Here is a 2,358-nt window from a genome sequence, read left to right as displayed (position 1 = left end):
TGAGTTAGATACAACAATTATATCAGAAAAGAGGGGGTCATTGCTTTTTTACGTTTAAAATAGCACAAACCCTTGCAATAGCAAGGATTTAAATAAATAAAATAAAGATAGTGTTAACACTATCAAAAATTAGACGGGGGTTATTTTATGAAAAAAAAAATATTCGACAAAAATGATTTAAAACAACCAAAAGGAAAAAAATTAAAGATTCAGTTAATATCATTGCTTATTTTGGCATCATTTTTACCTATAGTATCAATTTCTTTAGGGACATATTATAGTTTATCAAAAAATTTAAAGGGTGAATTCGATAGCGTAGCAAATCAAAGTATATCAAGAGTTGATGAGGCCATAGGCTCATTATATAAAGCAAACTTTGAATCCACAAATATGTTATCTAATGATCCGAATGCTTTGATGATCAAAACAAATCCAAGTTTTGCACAATGGTTAAACAAAAGCTTTGAAGAGTTTTCAAAATCACATCCTGACACATTAAGCATATATCTAGGGACTTCAGACAAAAAAATGTATATTGAACCTAAACCAAATCCTCCATTACCGTCCACTTATGATCCAACTTCAAGAAGTTGGTATAAGGATGCAATAAGTAATGAAGGCAAAGTAATTTCTACTAACCCATATGTGGATGCTGTTACTAAAAAATATGTAATGACTTTTGCAAAAACAGTTAAAGATAAGCAAACTAAACTAGTAGGTGTAATTGGTATAGATATAGACTTAGAAGTAATCTCTAATATGGTTGCAGGTATTAAACTGGGTAGTGGCGGTTTCTCAGCTATATTAGATAGTAAAGGTACAATTATAGCTCATAAAAACAAAGATATATTAGGAAAAAATTCAACACAAGAATCTTGGATAAAAAGTATTATGGACTCTAAAGAAAATAAACTTGTATTAAATATAAATGGAGAAAAATTTTTATCTTATAAGTCTCTAGATGAAAAAACTAATTTAATTATAGTAGGATTTATTCCTTTATCTGAATTAACATCAAAAATAGTAGAAGGTTTAACAATACCCATTATTGTTTTAGTTTTATCACTTATATTTGTAATTGCTGTTGGAACTATATTTTCAGGTAAAATAACAAAGCCTATGGAAAAATTAATTAGTGTTTTAGCAAAGATTAAGCAAGGTGATTTCACTCAAAGGGTGAATGAAGATAAAAATGCTAGCTTAGAAATACAACAAATTATTGAATCTGTAAATAATATGATAGATGATATGGTTATAGTTTTAGGAAATGTAATAGAAGGCTCTAATAAAGTTAAGGAATCAGCAGAGTCACTAGCCGCTACTACTGAGGAATCTAATGCTGTGGGGGATGAGGTTGCAAGAGCAGTGCAACAAATTGCACAAGGAGCAAATGAGCAGTCTCAAATTTTAGAGGAAAGTGTTAATTATTCCACCACATTAGGGGTGGAAGTAAATAAAAGTACTATTAATGCTAAAAATATGATAAAAGCATCCTTAGAGGTTAAACAATCAACAGAACAAGGCATTATAGTAGTTAACAATTTAAGACAAGTATTTGAGGAAAACACTAAAGCTAATGATGAGGTCGCTAGGAAGGTAGAAATTTTAGCTGTGAATTCCAATAAGATTAGTGATATAACTGATACTATAAAAGCAATAACAGAGCAAACGAATTTATTAGCCTTAAATGCTAGTATAGAGGCAGCAAGAGCTGGAGAAGCAGGAAAAGGCTTTGCAGTTGTTGCAGATGAAGTTAGAAAACTTGCAGAGCAATCTTCAGTTTCAGCTTCTGAAATTGATAAGGTAACAAGTATAATAAGAACAAGTGTAAATGAAGTATTAGAGCAAATAATGTACTCCAAAGAGTTAAACACTAAAACTGATAAAAGTGTTCAAACTACTAATGAAACCTTCAAAAAGATTGAAGGAGCAATGGAATTACTTCAAAAGGACATGAACACTGTAGATAATTCACTAAAAGAAATAAATAATTATAAAGATAAAGTAAGTGAAAAAATTGAAAATGCAGCATCTGTATCACAAGAGACGGCAGCAACTTCAGAAGAGGTAAGTGCCTCTACGGAGCAGCAAGCTGCAGGCCTTCAAGAAATAGTAGGTGCGGCAGAAAACTTAAACATTCTTGCTGAAAAATTAAGAGAAAGTATAAGCAAATTTAAAATATAATAAATTTTTTATTTTAAAAAGCACCTAGTTCATCATGAACTAGGTGCTTTTATCAGTGTGCCAGGCATGGCAATTAACTAGGTGGTGAAAGTCCACTGTGGGGGTCTGTAGTTACCAACCACTAGCTGAAGACAAGGTATCCACCGTGAGGTGTGAACTGAAGGAAGTCTTAGG

General features: G+C 31.5%; 1 protein-coding gene. It reads left to right on the top strand.

Annotation, left to right across the window (positions count from 1 at the left end; genetic code table 11):
* Positions 1-147: 147 nt before the first annotated feature.
* Positions 148-2,184, top strand: coding sequence for a methyl-accepting chemotaxis protein (locus Ctaglu_RS24485; RefSeq protein ID WP_125006663.1), 2,037 nt, complete (start codon positions 148-150; stop codon positions 2,182-2,184).
* Positions 2,185-2,358: the final 174 nt, after the last annotated feature.

Source organism: Clostridium tagluense (genome assembly GCF_003865095.1).
Taxonomy (GTDB): domain Bacteria; phylum Bacillota; class Clostridia; order Clostridiales; family Clostridiaceae; genus Clostridium_AD; species Clostridium_AD tagluense.
Note: the sequence above shows the minus strand (reverse complement) of the source record. Positions and strands in the feature narration are given on the sequence as shown.

Excerpts from the sequence above, each read along its gene's own strand:
- Ctaglu_RS24485 (WP_125006663.1), top strand. The coding sequence starts at position 148 with ATGAAAAAAAAAATATTCGACAAAAATGATTTAAAACAACCAAAAGGA.